The 18186-nt window shown below is 35.5% G+C and carries 16 protein-coding genes; 14 read left to right on the top strand and 2 right to left on the bottom strand.

Annotation, left to right across the window (positions count from 1 at the left end):
• The first annotated feature begins 150 nt into the window (after window positions 1-150).
• Both GXX20_10585 and sigK read left to right on the top strand, forming a co-directional pair.
• Window positions 151-1254 (top strand): GerMN domain-containing protein, encoded by a 1104-nt coding sequence (locus GXX20_10585; GenBank protein ID HHW32099.1) that lies wholly within the window; start codon window positions 151-153, stop codon window positions 1252-1254.
• Window positions 1255-1322: 68 nt separating this feature from the next.
• On the top strand, window positions 1323-2039 hold the full coding sequence (gene sigK, locus GXX20_10580) for an RNA polymerase sporulation sigma factor SigK (protein HHW32098.1): 717 nt from the start codon (window positions 1323-1325) through the stop codon (window positions 2037-2039).
• A 32-nt stretch (window positions 2040-2071) separates the two neighbouring features.
• Here sigK and ytvI read toward each other — a convergent pair whose 3' ends face one another.
• Together ytvI and speE are read right to left on the bottom strand one after the other, a co-directional pair.
• On the bottom strand, window positions 2072-3157 hold the full coding sequence (ytvI, locus tag GXX20_10575; GenBank protein HHW32097.1) for a sporulation integral membrane protein YtvI: 1086 nt from the start codon (window positions 3155-3157) through the stop codon (window positions 2072-2074).
• A gap of 81 nt (window positions 3158-3238) precedes the next feature.
• Window positions 3239-4105 carry a polyamine aminopropyltransferase gene (gene speE / locus GXX20_10570; GenBank protein HHW32096.1) on the bottom strand — a complete coding sequence of 289 codons (867 nt, stop codon included), beginning with the start codon at window positions 4103-4105 and terminating at the stop codon, window positions 3239-3241.
• 386 nt (window positions 4106-4491) lie between these two features.
• Here speE and rpsB point away from each other — a divergent pair, with 386 nt between their 5' ends.
• The 12 genes from rpsB (at window position 4492) to GXX20_10510 (ending at window position 18037) form a co-directional block, all read left to right on the top strand.
• Window positions 4492-5313, top strand: coding sequence for a 30S ribosomal protein S2 (gene rpsB / locus GXX20_10565; protein ID HHW32095.1), 822 nt, complete (start codon window positions 4492-4494; stop codon window positions 5311-5313).
• A gap of 44 nt (window positions 5314-5357) precedes the next feature.
• Window positions 5358-6005 (top strand): translation elongation factor Ts, encoded by a 648-nt coding sequence (gene tsf, locus GXX20_10560; protein HHW32094.1) that lies wholly within the window; start codon window positions 5358-5360, stop codon window positions 6003-6005.
• Between the two features lie 127 nt (window positions 6006-6132).
• Window positions 6133-6843 carry a UMP kinase gene (locus GXX20_10555; GenBank protein ID HHW32093.1) on the top strand — a complete coding sequence of 237 codons (711 nt, stop codon included), beginning with the start codon at window positions 6133-6135 and terminating at the stop codon, window positions 6841-6843.
• 100 nt (window positions 6844-6943) lie between these two features.
• Entirely contained in the window at window positions 6944-7501 is a 558-nt protein-coding gene (frr, locus tag GXX20_10550; GenBank protein ID HHW32092.1) for a ribosome recycling factor, read from the top strand.
• 19 nt (window positions 7502-7520) lie between these two features.
• Window positions 7521-7727 (top strand): hypothetical protein, encoded by a 207-nt coding sequence (locus tag GXX20_10545; GenBank protein ID HHW32091.1) that lies wholly within the window; start codon window positions 7521-7523, stop codon window positions 7725-7727.
• Between the two features lie 208 nt (window positions 7728-7935).
• Window positions 7936-8691 carry an isoprenyl transferase gene (locus GXX20_10540; GenBank protein HHW32090.1) on the top strand — a complete coding sequence of 252 codons (756 nt, stop codon included), beginning with the start codon at window positions 7936-7938 and terminating at the stop codon, window positions 8689-8691.
• Window positions 8692-9534, top strand: coding sequence for a phosphatidate cytidylyltransferase (locus tag GXX20_10535; GenBank protein ID HHW32089.1), 843 nt, complete (start codon window positions 8692-8694; stop codon window positions 9532-9534).
• A 52-nt stretch (window positions 9535-9586) separates the two neighbouring features.
• Complete coding sequence (locus GXX20_10530) at window positions 9587-10738, top strand: 1-deoxy-D-xylulose-5-phosphate reductoisomerase (protein HHW32088.1); 1152 nt, start codon at window positions 9587-9589, stop codon at window positions 10736-10738.
• A 39-nt stretch (window positions 10739-10777) separates the two neighbouring features.
• The gene (rseP, locus tag GXX20_10525) at window positions 10778-12070 is read left to right on the top strand and encodes an RIP metalloprotease RseP (GenBank protein ID HHW32087.1); all 1293 of its coding nucleotides are present in this window, start codon (window positions 10778-10780) and stop codon (window positions 12068-12070) included.
• Between the two features lie 6 nt (window positions 12071-12076).
• Window positions 12077-13138 carry a flavodoxin-dependent (E)-4-hydroxy-3-methylbut-2-enyl-diphosphate synthase gene (gene ispG, locus GXX20_10520; protein HHW32086.1) on the top strand — a complete coding sequence of 354 codons (1062 nt, stop codon included), beginning with the start codon at window positions 12077-12079 and terminating at the stop codon, window positions 13136-13138.
• A 16-nt stretch (window positions 13139-13154) separates the two neighbouring features.
• Window positions 13155-13799 (top strand): glycosyltransferase family 2 protein, encoded by a 645-nt coding sequence (locus GXX20_10515; GenBank protein ID HHW32085.1) that lies wholly within the window; start codon window positions 13155-13157, stop codon window positions 13797-13799.
• Window positions 13799-18037 (top strand): PolC-type DNA polymerase III, encoded by a 4239-nt coding sequence (locus tag GXX20_10510; protein HHW32084.1) that lies wholly within the window; start codon window positions 13799-13801, stop codon window positions 18035-18037. The genes GXX20_10515 and GXX20_10510 overlap by 1 nt, the downstream gene beginning before the upstream one ends.
• Window positions 18038-18186: the final 149 nt, after the last annotated feature.

The following is an 18186-nucleotide window of genomic DNA, read 5'->3' as shown; positions in this document are numbered from 1 at the left end:
TACAACGTTTGGTGGTATAATAGTCATGAGACCTAAACGCTCCTTTCTGGGAGGTAATGGTTTGTGGCAATTTCCATTATACCAGAAGCGTTTCAGGTCTCATTTTATTATTAAGTTAACAGAACAATAGAATAAAACGGGAGGAAAAAAATGAAAAGATTTATCATTTTGATTGTACTGCTTTTAAGTTTACTTGCTGGATGCGGACGTAGTGCAAGGATGCCAAATGGAAACAAGAAAACAGATAATGAAAGTACTTCCAACCAAACCATTACTGAAGCTACTGACACTGCAGAGAATCAGAGGGCAGAGCTTCTGAAAGCAAAAGATTTTTTCCTGTTTGAGGAAAATGTTTTTATGGACTTCAAAGGTACCGGTAATGAGTTCGCAGAGTATAAAACCTATGTGGACTATGTTAAAGATGACATTGTTCAAATAAGGAGTATTAATCCGGGAACAGTTTCTGTATTTGTTTATCAGTATAAGGACGGCTCTATTGTCAGGTTATTCTCAAGAGGAGAAACCTACTACCTTTATGATTATACTAGTATGGAAGAAAACGAAGAAATAATAATAAAAGAGCCTATAAAAATAGGTACAACATGGAGTGTGGGGGAATCTACAACCAGGAGCATTACTGCAATAGATAAGGAAGTATCTACTCCGTCAGGCAAATATAAAGCACTGGAAATTACGACAGAAAGCCCCAATTCAATTATAAAAGACTATTATGTGAAAGATATTGGAAAAGTAAAAAGTGAATTTGTTTCAAAGGAAGACAAGTCATTTACTGTTATCAGTGAACTTCAGAGTATTGAAAAGAATGCTTCCTTTGTTCAGGATATAAAATTTTACTATCCGGACTTCATAAACGACAGAATCATCAGTTCTGTCAAGACAATTCATTTTCGTACCAATCAGGACATAAAAAAAGTCTTTGAGGATGGTTTGAAAGAACCCCTACAAGGCCAGGACCTGAAGGGTACACTGACTCCTAATGTAAAAATATTAGATATCCGTCTTGACGATATGAAGGGTATAGTAGCTATTGACTTTTCTTCCGAACTTGTTAAAGAAATGAATGCAGGCACATCCTATGAATTGATGATTCTGGATTGTATTGCCAATACTTTCGGTGACTACTTCCAAAAGGATAAAGTGATAATTACTCTTGAAGGTAAACCATATTCTTCGGGACATATACTCATGAGAGAAGGAGAATATATTACTGTTTCAAAAGAAAAAGTTAAATAATTAGTACAAGCACGTCATTTTTGTAAGATGCATATTATTAGGTATGACTTTCATGGAGGTACCTAATCTTGATATGCATCTTGTTTTCGTTTATTTTTGAAATTATTAAAGATGTAATATTTCTGCTAGGATACCTTGCAACTCCTAATTCATTTCCGCAACCTCTTGAACCGGAAGAAGAAAGCAAGCTACTCAGTGAGTTTAGAAAGGGAAGTGAAGAAGCAAGAAATATACTAATAGAAAGAAATCTTAGGCTTGTAGCTCATGTTGTAAAGAAATACAGCCCTTATGGAAACGATTCAGACGATTTAATCTCCATAGGGACTATCGGTTTAATTAAAGCTATCACCACTTATAATTATGAAAAAGGCACCAGATTAGCTACCTATGCGGCAAGATGTATAGAGAATGAGATACTTATGAATATAAGGGCTGACAAAAAGAAACAAAATGAGGTATTTCTACAGGATGCCATTGGAATGGATAAAGAAGGAAACGAAATAACACTAAACGATATACTTAGCTATGAATCAGACTCTGTAATTGATAAAGTGGAGATGCAGATACAGACTAAAAAACTCTATGAAAAAATGAAATCTGTTCTCAAAAAAAGAGAAAGAATTGTCTTGGAATTAAGATATGGGTTAAATAACGGAGTGGAAATGACCCAGAGGGAGATTGCCAAGATGCTTGGAATTTCAAGATCCTACGTATCAAGAATAGAAAAAAAGGCTATAAAAAAACTAACCAAGGAATTAAAAGGTGAAATATCAGATAAGCTTTAGTAAAATTAAGTGTCTATTTTTTAATTAGATACCTATTTTTTATCATAAAGTGTTTCTTTAAAAGTTCTTCCTTTTAACATTCCAGAAAAAATATTTTTAAGCAGCAAGAAAGTGATCGGCCCCAGCAGAAGTCCTGCAAAACCCAAGAGCTTCATACCAATATACATTGATCCCAGGGTAAGAAGAGGATACACACCTATTTGATCTCCGAGTATTTTTGGCTCAATGAGCTGTCTAACTATCAGTATAACTATATAAAGAATGAAAAGGGAGATACCAAGTTTATAGTTTCCCACCAAGAACTGGTATATTGCCCAGGGAATCAGCACTCCCCCTGTTCCTAAAATAGGAAGGGCATCCAAAATACTGATTATTATGGCTAAAAGAAGTACATAATTTATTCTGATAATAGAAAACCCGATCAATAATTCTGTAAAAGTAATTACCATGATTATTAGCTGTGCTCTTATATATCCAAATAATGCAGAAAACATATCCTGCTTGATACTGATAATCTTGTTGATCCAACTTTCAGGAAGCTGCTTCTTAAAAAAGGAATGAATTATATCTTTATCTTTTGCAATAAAGAAAGTGGAAACAATAGTCACAATTGCAAACAGCAAAGCTTCAGGAATAGAAATAGCTGTAGACAATACAGTTTTAAATAAAGTATTAGCTACGGAAGTTAGAGAATTAAAGAAATTAGAAATAAAATCCTGAGCATAGGTAAATATGTCTTTAGGAAGCCAATTAAACAACTCTTTATTATTATTGAAAAAGTTGATTATATTGTAATAAATGTCTGTTGCATATTTAGGCAACAGAGTTGAAAAACTCTTAATTTCCGATATGAGTTTTATTACTATTAATGCTATAATGACACCAACTGTGAGCAAAAAAAACAGAAGAGCGATTAAAGCAGAGTATTTTCTACTTATGCCTGCTTTATGAACCAGGAATCTGATTAGTGGTTCCAGAATCATCGCCAATATATAAGAGATAACAAAAGGAGCAAGTAAAATACCCAGTTTGTAGACGGTAAAGACTCCTACAAGTACAGCTAAAACTGCAATAGAGACTTTAATTATTCTTTTGTAACTGATAGTATGTTCATCCATGCTATCTCCCAAAAAGAAAAAATAATAGCCTTATATTGGCTATTATATAGTTTAAACTAGCCTGCATGTACCAGTCAATAGCTAAACATGATTAATGATCTCTTTGATAAAGTTGGGAAGCTTAAAACTCGAGTGAAAAACTTCTCTGTTTATATATCTTGTATTATCAGCAAGCTTTGAAATGTCGGCTTTATCAGGGTCAAAATAATCCGATGCAATGGTAAAACTCCAGAACCCACCTGGATAACTTGGAACTGATGCAACATAGATTTTCACTATTGCAAAATATTTTGACAATATTTTATAGGTTCTGGCCATTATATCTTTATTGAATAGAGGAGACTGGCTCTGGCACGTAAGAATACCATCTGGCTTTAGGCACTTCTTAGCATTTAAATAGAAACTTTCTTTAAACAAATCCTCTGCGGGGCCTACAGGATCAGAGGAGTCAATAATTATAATGTCGTACATAGCATTTTTATCTTTAATGTACTCGATTCCGTCATTAAATATAAAATTTATCCTTTCGTCATAAGAAGCCATGCCTGTTACACTAGGCATGTACTTTATGCATTCTCTTACTACTAGTTCATCAATTTCCACCATATCGATTTTTTTCAGGAAGTTATACTTTGATAATTCATTTGCGACACCACAGTCTCCCCCCCCTATTATTAATACATCCTGAGGATGTGGATGTGTTATAACAGGAACATGGGAAAGCATTTCATTATAAATATACCCATCAAGCTCAGTTGTTTGTATAACCCCGTCAAGTATAAGGCAACGGCCGAAATCGTATATATCAATTATATTTATTTGTTGGTATACAGACTTTACTGAAGAAAGAACTTCTTTAACCTTGTAGGATATTTTTAAATTATTTCTATCATTTTCAATAAACCAAGTTTCTCCATCAATTTCATACAAAAAATCTAAGTTTTCCATCTTTTGAAGCCAGTCTGAGGATAAAATTATTCAGACTGAATATCCCACCCCCAAAAAAAAATATGCATAATGTATTATTTAAACACTTAAATTAAGTTTCATAATTAATTTTACAATTATTATTAATAATATGCAAGTTAGCATAATTTAGTTTTATAATATCTGTTATATAGACCCGCAAATAATGGGAAATATAAATATATGTTTTGATAAGGCCTATTTTATGATAAATCTATTGCATACGTCATTTTGTTATGTTATACTACATAACGGTTAAATAACGGTAAAAAAATACACACATTGTCAGATTTTCGAGAAGTTGCCATTGGGTATCTCGCGAAGATGAAGACGATGGAGGTATAAAAACAATAGGAGGTAATTTTATTATGTCAGTAGTGTCAATGAAACAGTTATTAGAAGCAGGTGTTCATTTCGGCCATCAGACCAGAAGATGGAATCCCAAAATGGCTGAATATATTTTTACGGAAAGAAATGGAATCTATATTATAGATTTGCAGAAAACCGTAAAGAAAATCGAAGAAGCTTACTCCTTTATTCGTGAAGTAGCTATGAACGGGGGAGAAGTTATTTTCGTCGGAACAAAGAAGCAGGCTCAGGATTCTATAAAAGAAGAAGCTGAAAGATGTGGACAGTTCTATGTAAATGTCAGATGGTTAGGTGGCATGCTTACAAATTTCAAAACCATCAGGAAAAGAATTGATAGATTGAATCAGCTGAATGAAATGCAGGAAAATGGGATCTTCGATGTACTCCCCAAGAAAGAAGTAATTAAATTAAAGAATGAAGTAGAAAAACTTGAAAAGTACCTTGGTGGAATTAAGAACCTAAAAAGATTACCAGCTGCAATGTTTGTTGTTGATCCAAGAAAAGAAAAAAATGCCATATTAGAAGCAAGGAAATTAGGTATACCTGTTGTTGCAATAGTTGATACTAATTGTGACCCTGACGAAGTTGATTATGTAATACCTGGAAATGACGACGCTATAAGAGCTGTTAAGTTAATTGCAAGCAAGATTGCAGATGCTGTTCTTGAGGGTAAACAGGGTGAACAGTTTACTGCTTCCGAACCAGATTCTGGAGAAGTTGTGGCAGAGGCAGATGAAAAGGCAGAAGATATAGAAACAGTTGAAACAGAAGCAGTTGAAGTAGAGCAAATATTCCCTGAAGAAACAGTTACTGAAGAATAATTTAATTTATTCATAGTAAATAATTGAGATTTGGAGGTATTTAAATGATTACTGCTGATCAAGTAAAGCAGCTTCGCGAAAGAACCGGTGCCGGTATGATGGATTGCAAGAAGGCTCTTACGGAAGCAAATGGTGATATTGAAAAAGCAATTGAGATATTAAGGGAAAAAGGACTTGCAGCTGCGGCAAAGAAAGCTGGAAGAATTGCTGCAGAAGGTTTGGTTGATGCGTATATTCATGGTGATGGTAGAATTGGAGTTCTAGTTGAGGTTAACATTGAAACAGACTTTGCAGCCAAGAATGAAGAATTCAGGACTTTTGTAAAGGATATTGCAATGCAGATAGCTGCTGCTAAACCTGAATATATACGTAGAGAGGATGTTCCCCAGGACATAATTGAAAAGGAAAAGAGCATACTCAGGGCTCAGGCATTAAACGAAGGAAAGCCAGAGAAAATAGTTGATAAAATGGTAGAAGGAAGAATAGAGAAGTTCTACAAAGAAGTATGTCTGCTGGAACAACCTTGGATTAAGGATCCGGACAAGACCATACAACAGTTATTAAATGAAAAGATAGCTAAAATAGGAGAAAATATTAATATCAGAAGATTTGCAAGGTTTGAGAGAGGAGAAGGTATAGAGAAGAAAGAAGAAAACTTTGCAGATGAAGTAATGAAACAAATTAAAGGTTAATAAAAAGGGGAACATAAGTTATATGTTCCCTTTTTTTAAGCGTAGGAACTAAGTGCTTTTTATATTCCATGCAGAAGGATTTTAACTATTAGTGTAGAAGAATACTTAGGTTGGGGGAAATATTTTGATGAAGACACCAAAATACAAAAGAGTTTTACTTAAGATAAGCGGTGAGGCTTTGGCAGGACAGGATAAAAGTGGTATTAATCCTGAGATATTGAGCAATGTGACAGATAAAATTGCTGAAGCCACGAAAATGGGAGTTGAAATTGCGATTGTTGTAGGAGGCGGTAACTTCTGGAGAGGAAAAAGCGGTAAGGGAATGGATAGAACCACTGCTGACCATATGGGAATGCTTGCCACAGTAATAAATGCTCTTGCATTACAGGATTCCCTGGAATCAAAGAATGTCCCCACAAGAGTCCAGACAGCCATAGAAATGCGCCAGATTGCTGAACCATATATAAGAAGAAGGGCAGTAAGACATCTGGAAAAAAAGAGAGTAGTTATTTTTGCCTGTGGTACAGGAAATCCGTTTTTCTCAACAGATACAACTGCTGCTTTAAGAGCTGCGGAGATTGATGCTGAAGTAATTTTAAAGGCTACTAAAGTTGATGGAGTCTATGACAGTGATCCGGCTATAAATCCTGAAGCCAGAAAATTCAATACTTTATCCTATATTGAAGTATTGAACAAAGGTCTTGGGGTTATGGATTCAACAGCTACTTCATTATGTATGGATAATAAAATACCTATTGTAGTATTTGGCTTGGACGAGCCTGAAAACATAATAAGAGTTATCTGTGGGGAAAGTATAGGAACAACCATTTCCAAGTAGAGCATAATAAAAAACCGTAGTATAATAATAACAAAAGATTTAGTTCACTGCCAATTCAGCATATTTTATGGCAATTTTATATATAAATGGAGGGTTGATAATGGATAAGGAAGCTTACAAACCTACTGAAGAAAGAATGAAAAAGACTATTGCTGTATTAAAATCAGAACTTGCAGGTTTAAGGGCAGGTAGGGCTAATCCTGCTTTATTGGACAAAATCAGTGTAGACTATTATGGTGTACCAACTCCCATTAATCAGCTGGGTAGCATTAATGTACCTGAAGCAAGAGTAATAGTAATTCAGCCATGGGATATAAAAGTATTAAAGGATATTGAAAAAGCGATACAAAAGTCTGATTTAGGTATTAATCCCATTAATGATGGTAAAGTTATAAGATTGGTTTTCCCGGTTCTAACTGAGGAAAGAAGGAAAGAATTAACTAAAATTGTAAAAAAGCATGGTGAGGATTCAAAAGTTGCAATTAGATCAATAAGAAGAGATGCAATTGAGCAATTTAAGTCCATGAAAAAGAAAAGCGAGATTAGTGAAGATGATTTGAAGGTTGCTGAGAAAGATATCCAGAACCTGACTGACAAATACATTGCTGAAATAGATAAAATAGTAGAAGCAAAAGAAAAAGAAATTATGGAAGTTTAGTCAAGAGGTATTTGAACACATGGGTATTCCCGATATAATTGGATTTACTGTTGAAGATGCCATAGATTTGCTTCTGGATTCTGGTTTTGTTATACATAAAATAGAAACTACCAGCCCGCCAAGAGAAAAATCATCTGAATATCATGATTTTTACAGAGTAGTAAGAATAAGGCACATAGGAGACAATAAAGTTGAATTGCTTGTATGTAATCCAACAATAGGTTAACAAATTATATGGAGCACCTTTCGAAAGAAGAGTGCTCTTTATCTTATTTGAACAAAAAACCCCTATTCTTAAGTTTTATTATTCAGAAAAAACTGGTATAATATTTTAGTCAGAAGAAAATTCAAATAATATAACTTCACAGTTAATAGTATATAGTACAAAAGGTATTGTGGGGTATATTATGTGAAGTTATTATTTGGGAGGATACATGAATTTATTTAGAAAACTGCTCAAAAGAAATAAATATATACATACTCTAAATAAAAATAATCTTCCTGAACATATTGCCATAATTATGGACGGGAATGGGAGATGGGCCAGAAAAAAGGGATTATCAAGAAATATAGGCCACAGGGAAGGTTCCCAGACTCTTAGAAGGATTGTGGAAGCCTGTAAAAAGATAGGTATAAAATATCTAACTGTATATGCCTTTTCCACCGAAAACTGGAATAGACCTAAAAGTGAAGTAGACTCGCTTATGGCTCTGCTTTTAGAGTATTTACAGAGAGCTGAAAAGGAATTGGCAGGGGATAATACCCGAATAAGAGTTATAGGGGATTTGTCAAGATTATCTGAAGAAATTAGATTACAAACCCAAAAAGTAATGAAAATGACAGAAAAAAACACAGGCTTAATTTTAAATATAGCTTTAAATTATGGGGGCAGGGCTGAAATAGCCCAGGCGGCAAAAGAAATCGCCAAGGAAGTTAATCAGGGCAAGTTAAAGCCGAGTGCAATAAATGAGAAGACTGTAGCTGACAGGTTATATACTGCAGGTATACCCGATCCTGATCTTATAATAAGAACAGGCGGAGAAGAAAGGCTTAGTAATTTTCTCCTTTGGCAGGCAGCATACTCAGAACTTTGGTTTACTGATGTGCTATGGCCGGACTTTAGCGAGGAGGATTTGCTGAAAGCCATAAAGGATTATCAAGAAAGAAATAGAAGGTACGGGGGAATATAATTGTTAAAGACTAGAGTATTAAGTTCAATTGTTGGGATTATCCTGTTAATTGCTGCTTTAACTAACAAGCAGGTATTTTCGGTTGCCATTTTTCTTATATCTTTAGTTGGGCTTAGTGAGTTTTATAACACACTATCCAAAGGAGGATATAAACCTGTTAAAATTCCAGGATATGTTTCATGCTTGCCTTTACTTTTTATAAGTCTTAATAAAAACCAGGGCGGGCTCTATAGAACAATAACTGAAGCAGTAGGTACTACCTATCTGATTACTGCATTTTTCTTTATAATATTAGTTACATTACTGCTTACAATTGTATTCTTTAATAAAAAATATAACATTGTTGATATAGGGCTGACTGCTATAGGAATGATGTACATACCATATTTATTATCCTTTATTTCCCTGACAAGAAATCTTGAAAGAGGGGAATTCTTTATATGGCTTATATTTATCGGAGCCTGGGCAACAGATACTTTTGCTTATTTTACAGGCATTACAATAGGAAAAACCAAAATATTGCCGGAAATAAGTCCCAAAAAAACGCTTGAGGGCTCTATTGGAGGGTTTATAGGTGGCATTCTGGCATTACTGGTATATGGTCATTTAGCTGGCAGAAGCTATACTGACATACCATTGTACCATTATGCTATAATGGGAGCTCTAAGCGGAATTATATCACAGCTGGGTGATTGGGTAGCTTCGGCTATTAAGAGGAATGTCAAGGTAAAGGATTATGGAAATTTAATTCCAGGACATGGAGGAATACTTGACAGATTTGACAGTATACTATTTGTAGCACCCGTTATTTATTTCTATCTGGGATTATTATTCAGACTATAAGATTTAAGTAAGATACATTAGTTAATGGAATTAGACATAAGGGAGACAATCAATGAGTAAGCTTATTTCAATACTAGGTTCTACAGGGTCTGTAGGAGTTCAGACTCTTGACGTAATCAGGAATTTGGGATATAAAGTTATTGGTTTGACAGCTAATTCCAATGTTGAACTGCTGGAAAAACAGGTAAGGGAATTCAAGCCCAGAATTGTGGCTGTGGGAGAAGAAGTATTTACCAGAGATGTGAAAAATAGATTTGAATCATTGGGAGTAGAAATATACAGCGGAGAGGAAGGACTGATAAAAGTAGCAACTGCTGACGAAGCTGAAATGGTAGTAGCTTCTATAGTTGGCATTGCTGGACTGGTACCTGTATTCGAGGCTATAAAAAAGGGAAAAGATATTGCGCTCGCTAATAAGGAAGTACTTGTTGCTGCAGGGGAAATAGTTATGGCTGAAGTCAGAAAACGGCAGGTGAAAATTTTACCTGTGGACAGTGAACATTCAGCAGTATTTCAATGCCTTCATGGCAACAAAAACAAAGAAGTAAACAGAATAATACTTACAGCTTCCGGAGGGCCTTTCAGAGGGAAAAAAGCTTCTGAACTGGAAAATGTTTCAGTGGAAGATGCTCTGGCTCATCCTAACTGGAAAATGGGAAGCAAAATAACAATAGATTCGGCAACTCTTATGAATAAAGGCCTGGAGGTTATTGAAGCCAGATGGCTGTTTGACATTCAACCTGAAAAAATTGATATATTGATTCATCCTCAGAGTATTATACATTCAATGGTTGAATATATAGATGGATCTGTCATTGCCCAATTAGGTATTCCAGATATGAGGGTGCCAATTCAGTATGCTTTAAGTTATCCTTCCAGGAGATACAATAACTATGAGAAGTTAGACTTGCTTAAGTATGGCAAGCTTACCTTTGAAGAACCAGATTACAGTACATTTTCCTGCCTGAGGCTTGCATATGAAGCTCTGGCAATAGGAGGGACTATGCCGGCTGCCATGAATGGAGCGAATGAAGAAGCAGTAAATTTGTTTCTCAATAAGAAAATAAGATTCGGGGACATTCCCCGTATAATTAAAAAGGTTATGGATAGCCATACTGTGAATATTATGCCTGATTTGAATGATATAATAAAAGTAGATTGTTGGGCCAGAAATGCTGCAAGAAATGCTTGTACATGCGCTTAGAATTGCTGATGTCTGTCAGCGGAATGGTGGTTGATAATAATGCAAACAATAGTAGCTATACTGACTCTTAGCTTTTTGATAATAATACATGAATTTGGACATTTTATTGTTGCAAAACTTTCTGATATAAAAGTACTGGAATTTTCACTTTTTATGGGACCAAAGTTGTTCAGTGTACAAAAAGGAGAAACTCAGTATTCTGTGAGGCTTATTCCCCTCGGAGGATATGTAAAAATGGAAGGAGAAGAAGCAGCTTCTGAAGATGAAAGAGCTTATAACAAAAAACCTCTGAGAGTAAGAGCCTCAGTACTGGCGGCGGGACCTCTCATGAATATAATTTCAGCTATAATAATAATCGTTTTATTAAGCTCTCTTACCGGCTATAGTACTACCAGGATTGAGGTTATTGATACTACATCCCAGACATATGAAGCCGGAATAAGGGAAGGGGATGAAATAGTTAGTTTTGATAATAAAAGAGTATTTCATCCTGCCGATATTTATCTCTTTCTGTTTGGCACAAAAGGAAAACCTGCTGAGATCGAAGTAATACGAAATGGAGAAAAGAAAACTTTTACGGTATATCCTGAGGTTATACCTAAAAATAGATTTATTATCGGATTTACCCCAAAAAAATCCTTCGGAGAGGAATCAAATATTATAGGAAATATTGATCCTGAATCTCCAGGCTATAAAGCCGGACTTAGACAGGGAGACAAGATTGTAAAGCTGAACGACACTCCTGTTGACAATAACAGGGAAATAAGGGAATTTATGAACAGAAACTCAGGCCAGACAGTAAAAGTTACTGTAGACCGTGATGGTCAGGAGCTTCAGTTTGAAACAGTTCCCATAACAGATTTAAATGAGGAGCAATATGATATAGGAATTTATTTTGCAAGAGCTAAAGGAAATTTTATTGAAACAATAAGATACTCATTCAGGTATGCCTATTCGGTAGCGCGCAATGTAATGTATTCAATTATCTGGTTGATTACCGGAAGAGTGTCTTTGTCACAATTGTCAGGACCCATTGGAATAGTAGGAGTTATCGGAGATGTAGTGGAGCAAAGTCCAACTTTTTTTGATAAATTCATCGGAGTATTTAGCCTGGCCTCATTTATCAGTATTAATCTTGGACTTGTAAATCTTGTACCATTTCCGGCTCTGGACGGAAGTAAATTACTTTTACTTGCTGTGGAGGGTATAAGAAAGAAACCTATTCCGCCTGAAAAAGAAGCCTTTATTTCTTTTATAGGATTTATATTTTTAATAATACTTATGATTTTTTCAACATATAACGACATATTACGTAGGGTAACCGGAGGATAGACTGGCGTGAAGAACTGCTGTAAAAGAAAGCTTACTAAAAAAATAAGGGTGGGAAATATTTATATAGGTGGAGATGCCCCTATCACTGTGCAATCTATGACCAATACGGATACCCGTGATGCAGAGTCTACAATTAACCAAATAAAAAGACTCCAGGATGCAGGTTGTGATATAGTAAGAGTAGCAGTTCCTGATGAAGAAGCTGCCAATGCAATTAAGAAAATAAAAAAGGCAATTTCCATACCACTTATAGCAGACATACATTTTGACTACCGGCTTGCCATAGCAAGTATGAAAAATGGTGCTGATAAAATTAGGATTAACCCCGGAAATATCGGTGGAAGAGACAAAGTTTTAGAAGTTGTAAAAGTTGCAAAAGAAAGGGATATTCCAATTCGTATAGGTGTAAATTCAGGGTCCATTGAAAAACATATTTTGGAGAAATATGGGAAAATTACTCCTGAGGGTATGGTGGAAAGTGCATTGGAACATTCCAGAATCTTTGAAGACTTAAACTTTGATAATATTATATTTTCTATTAAGGCTTCCAGTGTTCTCATGACAATTAAAGCCTACAGATTAATAGCAGAGAAAACACATTATCCTCTTCATATTGGAATAACTGAAGCAGGTACCATATATATGGGAACGATAAAATCAGCAATAGGTATTGGCTCTCTTCTGGCTGAAGGGATCGGAGATACTTTAAGAGTGTCTCTGACAGATGATCCTGTGGAAGAGGTGAAGGTTGGCATAGATATATTAAGAACTCTCGAAATAAGGGATCAAGGCCTTAATATTATTTCCTGCCCTACATGCGGAAGATGCCAGATTGATTTAATTAAGATTACAAGGGAAGTTGAGGACAAGCTGGCTAATATTAATAAAAATATCAAGGTTGCCGTTATGGGCTGCGCAGTAAACGGGCCCGGTGAGGCAAAAGAGGCAGATATTGGGATTGCAAGCGGGAAAGGAGAAGCCTTGTTATTTAAAAAAGGTAAAATTGTAAGGAAAATTCCTCAGGATGAAATTGTCCAGGAATTGATAAAAGAGGTTGAAAAGCTTTAGATAAAGGAGAAAGAAAATGTATATTAGTGCAATTATACCTGCATATAATGAGGAAAAAACCATTTCAGCAGTCATTAAAACCTTAAAAAAAGTAAAAGATGTCCAGGAAATTATTGTTGTTAGTGACGGTTCTGAGGACAATACAGTAGGTATAGCCAAAGAATGTGGCGCAATGGTAATAAATTGTAAAGAGAACAAAGGAAAAGCTGAGGCAATCAGGGAAGGACTTAAAGTTGCAAAAGGCGATATAATAGTTCTTCTTGATGCAGATTTGGTAGGGTTGAGTCCGGAACATGTAAATAAGATGATAAAACCGGTTATTGATAATGAGGTTGAGATGACAATTGGTATATTTGACAGTGGAAGATTTTCAACTGATCTTGCTCAGAAGATTGCTCCTCATTTATCAGGACAAAGAGCCCTCAAGAGGTATATACTGGATGATATTTTCAGTACAGAAATAACTGGATATGGGATAGAAATAGCAATGACAGAATTTATAGAGCAGAAAAATATAAAAGTGATGGAAGTTTTACTGGAAGAGGTAACACATATTATGAAAGAAGAGAAACTAGGACTGGCAAAAGGTTTTTGCCTCAGGATGAAAATGTATTGGCAGATATTAAGGGTATATGGGAGGTTGAGGTTGGCTAAAAGATAATGAGTACTTCAGGAGAAATATTTAACATTCTAAACAACATAGACATAAATACAGTTAATATATATAAAAATTCAGATCTTCTTGAGATTTGTGCTTCGACAGGTGAAATAATCGAGTTTTCTACAATATGCAATATAGAAGATAGACTTGCTGAAAAACTTGGATTTAATAATGTCAGAGTGAAACTTAGATTTAATGTAAATTCTTCCCTTCAGGAGATAGTGGAAAGATTTAAAGACGGCATATTGTTTAATGTTAATCACAGGGTTGCGGTCAGCAGGGGGATCCTTGACAACTCTTCCTGGGAAGTCCATGATAACAGATTGTTTATAAAGCTAAGGGGGAAAGGCAGCGAAATACTGGAATCCCTCGGCTGTAACAGGTTAATTGAAGAACTTATCAGAGATTCATTTTCATATAACGTAAAAGTAAAATTTGTTGACTCAAGTGACACAGAAACCATGGTTAATGAGTATATTAATCTGGTTAAAAAAGAAGAATCCCGCGCATTAAATGAGATTTCAACCAATAATAATGGATTAAAGAAAGATTCCAAGAACTCGAATGGTGAAAAGACACCAACAGAAATCATATTGGGTAAGGATTTCAAGGATGATATTGTAAAAATGCAGGAAGTAAACTCTAACTCCGGCAGAGTTGCAATATGTGGAGACATATTCTCAGTAGAATTCAAGGAACTGCGGGGAGGAAGGTATCTGTGCACCTTTGATATTACTGATAGGACAAGCTCTCTGACTGTCAAATGTTTTGCAGACAAGGACAAACTTGGAATATTACAGGAAAAGATTAAAGAAAATAAACGGGTGAAAGTTCGGGGAGAAGTTCAGTATGATAAATTTTCAAGAGAAATATGTATTTTTGCCTATGACATAATAGAGACAGAAAAAAATATAAAAGAAGATAAAGCTGAAGAAAAAAGAGTGGAACTTCACATGCATACCCAGATGAGCGCTCTGGACGCTGTAACTCCTGTTAAAGATTTGATATCCAGAGCTTCGGCATGGGGACACAAAGCTGTTGCAATTACGGATCATGGTGTGGTACAAGCATATCCTGATGCATATGAAGCTGCAAAAAAGAATAATATAAAAGTTATTTATGGAATCGAATGTTACATAGTAAATGATCAAATGTCCATTGTATCAAATCCAAGGGATTATTTGCTTGACGATGCTTTTGTAGTGTTTGACATAGAGACAACAGGCTTAAATGCCGTAAATGACAAGATTATTGAGATTGCAGCAGTTATGATAAAAGAAGGGGAGATAATTGATACTTTTCAGTCATTAATAAATCCTGATATTAATATTTCAGAGTTTATTACTAGGTTAACCGGTATATCAAATGATATGGTTAAAGATTCTCCAGGAATTGCTGAAGTCTTGAAAAATTTCCTGGACTTTGTTGGAGATTTGCCGGTTGTTGCGCATAATGCACCTTTTGATACAGGTTTTATTATAAATAAGGCTAAAGAAATTGGGAGACCTTTTACTAATCCTATAATTGATACTCTCCAGCTTTGCCGCTGTTTGTTCCCGGAATTGGAAAGGCATAAACTTGATATTGTTGCAAAACATTTAGGTATTTCTTTAGATAACCATCACAGAGCTCTGGATGATGCTACCGCAACCGCCCATATTTTTATAAAATGCCTGAATATTCTAAAAGACAGGGGATTAACCACTATTAAAGATATTCAGAGGGCATTTTCCAGCAATACTAATTATACGAAAACTTCTTCCTACCATGCTGTAATACTTGCGAAAAATCAAACAGGGCTTAAAAATCTGTATAAGCTGGTTTCTGTATCGCATTTAAAGTATTTTTATAAAAGACCTCTTATACCCAAAAGCGTTTTAAGCTCACACAGGGAAGGGCTGATTTTGGGGAGTGCATGTGAGGCTGGAGAATTATACTCTGCAATTGTAAATAATAAAGGTGAGGAAGAAATAAGTGAGATTGTAAAGTACTATGATTATTTGGAAATCCAGCCTCTTGGGAATAATGAATTTTTAATTGCAAATCAGAAGGTTAAAAACTTTGAAGAGCTTAAGAATATAAATAGAAAAATTGTAGAACTTGGAAAAAAACATGACAAACCTGTCGTTGCAACCTGTGATGTGCATTTTATGGACCCTGAAGATGAAGTTTTCAGAAGGATATTGATGGCCGGTCAGGGCTATGAAGATGCTGACAGGCAGGCTCCCCTTTATTTCAGAACTACTGATGAAATGTTGAAAGAGTTCTCCTATTTGGGAGAGGAAGAAGCCTACAATGTAGTTGTTGGAAATACTAATAAAATAGCAGATATGATAGATGTTCTTGCACCGGTTCCTGAAGGAACCTTTCCTCCCAAAATGGAAGGAGCAGCGGATGAAATAAAGATAATGGCTGAAGAGAGGGCAAAAGAGATTTATGGTTATCCTCTTCCTGAAATTGTTGAGCAAAGGCTGGAGAAAGAATTAAACTCAATTATAAAAAATGGATTTTCTGTAATGTACCTTATTGCCCAGAAACTGGTTGCCAAATCCTTAAGCGACGGATACCTTGTTGGTTCAAGAGGATCTGTAGGTTCATCTTTTGTAGCTTATATGGTCGGAATAACAGAGGTGAACTCTCTTCAACCTCATTATGTATGTCCCCGGTGCAAATATTCTGAATTTATTACCGACGGAAGCTATGAATGCGGCTTTGACCTACCAGACAAGGAATGTCCCCGTTGCGGTCAACAATTAAAAAAGGACGGATATGATATACCTTTTGAGACTTTCCTGGGTTTTGACGGAGACAAGGAACCTGATATAGACTTAAACTTTTCAGGTAAATATCAGCCAGTTGCCCATAAATATGTTGAGGAACTTTTCGGAAAAGGTCATGTATTCCGGGCAGGTACAATTGCTACTGTGGCTGAAAAAACAGCCTATGGTTTCGTGAAGAATTATCTTGAAGAAAGAGGTATTGCAGTTACAAATGCTGAAATGAACCGTTTGATTAAAGGATGCACAGGGATAAAGAGGACAACCGGTCAACATCCTGGTGGTATAATGATAGTGCCAAATGATAAGGAAATATATGATTTTTCTCCTATTCAGCGACCGGCAGACGATACAAGCTCCAATGTCATAACCACCCATTTTGATTACCATTTTTTACATGGCAGCATTTTGAAACTTGATATTCTCGGTCACGATGATCCCACGGTAATCAGGATGCTGGAGGATTTAACCGGTGTTAAAGCACAGACAATCCCCATTGGTGAAAAAGCTACAATGAGTATTTTTAGCAGCACGGAGGCTTTGGGAATAAAGCCTGAGGATATTAACAGCGAAGTTGGGACTTTTGGCATACCAGAGTTTGGTACTAAGTTTGTTAGACAGATGCTGGTAGATACCAAACCTAAAACTTTTTCAGAACTAATCAGAATTTCCGGCCTGTCCCATGGTACTGATGTGTGGCTGAATAATGCGCAGGATATAATAAGAGAAGGCATAGCAACACTTTCTGAATGTATCTGCTGCAGGGACGACATTATGCTGTTTCTTATACATTCAGGGCTTCCTTCCAAAACTGCTTTCAAAATAATGGAGGATGTAAGAAAAGGCAAGGGACTCAAGGAAGAGTATGTAGAAATTATGAAGGAAAAAGGTGTACCCCAGTGGTATATTGACTCCTGTAATAAGATTAAGTATATGTTTCCCAAAGCCCATGCAGCAGCCTATGTTATGATGGCTTTCAGAATAGCATGGTTTAAAGTTTATTATCCTGAAGCATTTTATGCTACATATTTTACAGTAAGAGCTGATGATTTTGATGCTGAATTAATGGCTTACGGACAGGATAAAGTTAAAAACGCCATAAATGAACTTGAGAAAAAAGGTAATGAAATGACCCAGAAAGAGAAAAATGTACTTACTATTCTGGAAGTAGTTAATGAAATGTACGCAAGGGGAATTAAATTTTTACCTGTACATCTGTATAAGTCTGATGCTACAGAATTTAGAATCTACCCTGATGGAATAAGGCCACCTTTAACAGCATTACAGGGCTTAGGGTCGGCAGCTGCACAAAATATATGTGAAGCAAGGATGAATGGCGAATTTCTTTCAAAAGAGGACTTGAGAACGCGGGCTAAATTAAGCAAAACAGTTATTGAAATTTTGGAACAGCATGGATGCCTTGAAGATCTGCCGGAAAGTAATCAGTTGAGTTGGATCTGAGGTAAAATAATTTGATTAAAATAATGTCAATAACTTTTGAAAATGTCACCTAAAAAGACTAAAAAAACGAGTTAATTATCTTGTGAAAATGTCACTTAAAAATAAAAAAAGTGGTGTTGGAATCTGTAAAATGAAAAAGCATTATTGAG

This window comes from Clostridiaceae bacterium (assembly GCA_012840395.1).
Classification (GTDB): Bacteria; Bacillota; Clostridia; order Acetivibrionales; family DULL01; genus DULL01.
This window is presented reverse-complemented; position numbering and strand designations above follow the sequence as displayed.

Bases quoted from the DNA above. Each gene is read 5' to 3' on its own strand.
- GXX20_10585 (HHW32099.1), top strand. From the start codon at position 151: ATGAAAAGATTTATCATTTTGATTGTACTGCTTTTAAGTTTACTTGCT.
- ytvI (HHW32097.1), bottom strand. From the start codon at position 3,157: ATGGATGAACATACTATCAGTTACAAAAGAATAATTAAAGTCTCTATT.
- speE (HHW32096.1), bottom strand. From the start codon at position 4,105: ATGGAAAACTTAGATTTTTTGTATGAAATTGATGGAGAAACTTGGTTT.
- rpsB (HHW32095.1), top strand. From the start codon at position 4,492: ATGTCAGTAGTGTCAATGAAACAGTTATTAGAAGCAGGTGTTCATTTC.
- tsf (HHW32094.1), top strand. From the start codon at position 5,358: ATGATTACTGCTGATCAAGTAAAGCAGCTTCGCGAAAGAACCGGTGCC.
- GXX20_10555 (HHW32093.1), top strand. From the start codon at position 6,133: ATGAAGACACCAAAATACAAAAGAGTTTTACTTAAGATAAGCGGTGAG.
- frr (HHW32092.1), top strand. From the start codon at position 6,944: ATGGATAAGGAAGCTTACAAACCTACTGAAGAAAGAATGAAAAAGACT.
- GXX20_10545 (HHW32091.1), top strand. From the start codon at position 7,521: ATGGGTATTCCCGATATAATTGGATTTACTGTTGAAGATGCCATAGAT.
- GXX20_10540 (HHW32090.1), top strand. From the start codon at position 7,936: ATGAATTTATTTAGAAAACTGCTCAAAAGAAATAAATATATACATACT.
- GXX20_10530 (HHW32088.1), top strand. From the start codon at position 9,587: ATGAGTAAGCTTATTTCAATACTAGGTTCTACAGGGTCTGTAGGAGTT.
- rseP (HHW32087.1), top strand. From the start codon at position 10,778: ATGCAAACAATAGTAGCTATACTGACTCTTAGCTTTTTGATAATAATA.
- GXX20_10515 (HHW32085.1), top strand. From the start codon at position 13,155: ATGTATATTAGTGCAATTATACCTGCATATAATGAGGAAAAAACCATT.
- GXX20_10510 (HHW32084.1), top strand. From the start codon at position 13,799: ATGAGTACTTCAGGAGAAATATTTAACATTCTAAACAACATAGACATA.